Origin of the sequence: Aquabacterium sp., assembly GCF_004297345.1 — a bacterium.
Lineage (GTDB): Bacteria > Pseudomonadota > Gammaproteobacteria > Burkholderiales > Burkholderiaceae_C > Aquabacterium.
Map to the genome: position 1 here is coordinate 1 of NZ_SCTN01000442.1, position 2761 is coordinate 2761.

The 2761-nt window shown below is 59.5% G+C and carries 3 protein-coding genes and 1 pseudogene; all 4 read right to left on the minus strand.

Annotation, left to right across the window (positions count from 1 at the left end; genetic code table 11):
* Positions 1-752: ABC transporter ATP-binding protein (locus tag EPO09_RS17150; protein WP_290644826.1), on the minus strand; the 752-nt coding region annotated here is incomplete at its 3' end.
* Positions 753-814: 62 nt separating this feature from the next.
* The gene (locus tag EPO09_RS17155; protein ID WP_290644828.1) at positions 815-1606 is read right to left on the minus strand and encodes an ABC transporter permease; all 792 of its coding nucleotides are present in this window, start codon (positions 1604-1606) and stop codon (positions 815-817) included.
* A 16-nt stretch (positions 1607-1622) separates the two neighbouring features.
* On the minus strand, positions 1623-2486 hold the full coding sequence (locus EPO09_RS17160) for an ABC transporter permease (RefSeq protein ID WP_290644830.1): 864 nt from the start codon (positions 2484-2486) through the stop codon (positions 1623-1625).
* A 79-nt stretch (positions 2487-2565) separates the two neighbouring features.
* Positions 2566-2761, minus strand: a pseudogene (locus tag EPO09_RS17165) (TetR family transcriptional regulator); the annotation flags it as partial.

Sequence of the window (2761 nt, forward strand, 5' to 3'; positions counted from 1 at the left end):
TCGTGGCTGAACTCACTGAGGACATCGTCCTTGATTGCGATGAAGTCCGCCCCGACGCGATCACGAGGCCGAGCCAATGGCACCTCCACCACACGCTTGATGCGCCCAGGGCGAGGCTGCATGACGACCACGCGGTCGCCGAGGTACACGGCTTCTTCCACATCGTGTGTCACCAGGATGGCGGTGATACCTTCGGCTTGCCAGATACGTTGCAGTTCTTGTTGCAGGCGAGTTCGGGTCAAGGCGTCAAGCGCACCAAAAGGCTCGTCCAGCAACAAGACCTCGGGGCGATTGACCAGCGCACGTGCGATGGCGGCGCGCTGAGACATCCCACCAGACAACTGATAGGGGTAGGCCTTTTCGAAACCCTTGAGGCCCACCAGTTCGATGTGCTCTTGCACCGCCTTGTCTTTCGACGCCTGGGTGCCTGGGGCGTTGAGCAAACCCAGTGCCACGTTCTTCTCAACAGTCAGCCACGGGAAGAGGCGGTGGTCCTGGAACACGATGCCCCGGTCCAGGCTGGTGCCTTTGATGGGCTGGCCATCCAGCAGCAACTGGCCTTCATAGCCGCTTTCCAGGCCGATCAGCAAGCGCAACAAGGTGGATTTGCCGCATCCGCTGGAACCCACAATGCTGACGAATTCGCCAGGTTTGATGGACAGAGAGATGTTGTCCAGTACCTTCAAAGGTTTGCCTTTGACCTCGTACTGCTTGTTGAGGTTCTTGATTTCAATGGTGCCTGCATGTGGCATGGGTGGCTCCTAGTGCGGTATCCGAGTGACAGCGGTAAATGGGGTGAGGGCGTGAAGACCGATCAGCGAGCTGTCGGTGCACGCCAGCGCAGCAAGCGCTTTTCAGCGCGATCTGCCAGACGATTGAATGTGTTGCCGATCAGCGCGATGGCCAGCAGGCCGAACAGGATCAGCTCGACGTTGAAGGCCATGCGGCCTTTGAAGACGGTATTGCCAAGTCCTTGGCCGTCGTCGACAAGCAAGAACTCGGCACCGATGGTGGCCAGCCAGGCGTAGATCAGGCCCAGGCGCAGGCCGGACAGGATCTGTGGAGAAGCTGCAGGCAGGATCAGCTTGGTTAGCAGTTGCTGGCGCGTGAAGCCGTAGACCTTGGCTACTTCAGCCTGGCCGGAGGTGACGCCACGCACACCTTCCAAAGTGCCAAGCACGACCGGATAGAAAGCCGAGAAGCCAATGAAAATCACCTTGGACAATTCGCCCGTGCCAACCATGGCTGAGAGCAGGGGCAGCCACGCAAACAGTGAAATCTGGCGGGCGGTGTGAAAGGTTGGGCCGATGATCTTGTCAGCGAGACGAGATACGCCGATCAAGGCGCCCACAGTGACGCCAGCCAGCGCGCCCAGCGCAAAGCCGGACAGATCGCGCCAGAGGCTCAGGCCAATGCCAATGTAAAAGTCGGGGTTGCCCAGTTCCTTGATACCCGTGGTGACCACACCGGCGGGCGGCACGATCAGTTTGGTGTTGACAAGTTTGAGCGAGGTCAGCGCGTACCAGAGTGCGATGAAGGCAACGGGTAGAACCAGACCACGCCAGTCGTACTGGCGCTTGGTTGAGCGAGTGTTGGTGTCAGACATCGTTGACCTTGTTTGTTCAGAATGCGTTGCGACGCCAGCCTTGCAGGCGCGATTCGATCAGGCGCAAGACCAGCTCGATGACGATGCCGACCGCACCAATGGCGGCCATGGCCACGATGACCATGTCGATCTGGCTGAGGGACCGGCTATAGGCCATCAGGAAGCCAAGGCCCTCACTGGACGACAGCAACTCCACGAACACGACCGACAGCCAGGCCTGCATCACGCCTTGACGCAGGCCGGTGAACAAACTGGGCGCTGCAGCAGGCAGCACGATGCGTGTGATCAGTTGGAGCGTGTCGAAGCGGTAGATGCGGCCTACCTCGAGCAAGTTGCGGGGGATGTTGGCAATGCCATTGAGCGTGCTCAGCGCCACAGGGACGACCACGGCGATGGACACGGCAGTGACCTTGAGAGGTTCCTCAATGCCCACGAAGATGATGAGCAGGGGGATCCAGCCGAGCACAGGCAATTGGGCCAGGAAGTCGAAGGTCGGGAAGATATAGGCCTTGACCGTGCGAGACAGCCCCATGCCAAAGCCCAGGATGAGGCCGATGCTGCCACCGATCAGCAGACTCCAACCCACTCGGGCGGCACTGACCTTGACGTGTCCCCACAGTTCACCGGTCTGGAGAACGTCCTTGAGCGAATCCCAGACAAAGGCTGGGGGAGGCAGGATCTGTTCGGCGATCCAATGGCGTTCGGTGGCCGTCCACCACAGCACAAATAGCAGGGCCGGCAGGATGGCGCCTAGCAAGATGGTGCTGATTAGTGTCAGTGCCGAACGGGCTGTGTCCACCACATATCGACGTGCGTGCTGCTCGGCACGGGTAGAAGCAGTAATGGGGAATACGATGGTGTCGTCTGTCGATGCGGCCATGATGTCGGTTCCACGAAGTCAATAGACGGACCAGGATCAGGCCCGGGTCCGTCAGGTTTCAGCTCATCAGGCAGCCTGATCAGGTGCGGGTGAACTTGCCATCTGCACCTTGCGTTGGCCAGTAGGTCTCCAGCTTCAACTCACGCAGGGCGTTGTTGAGGTACTTGGGTTCCAGCCAGTTGTCGAAGTTGACGTCGCGACGTGTCAGCTTGTACTTGCGTGTTTCGGCAATCGCGCGTTGGATCGAAGCCTTGTAGTAGTCGTCCAGAAGCGGG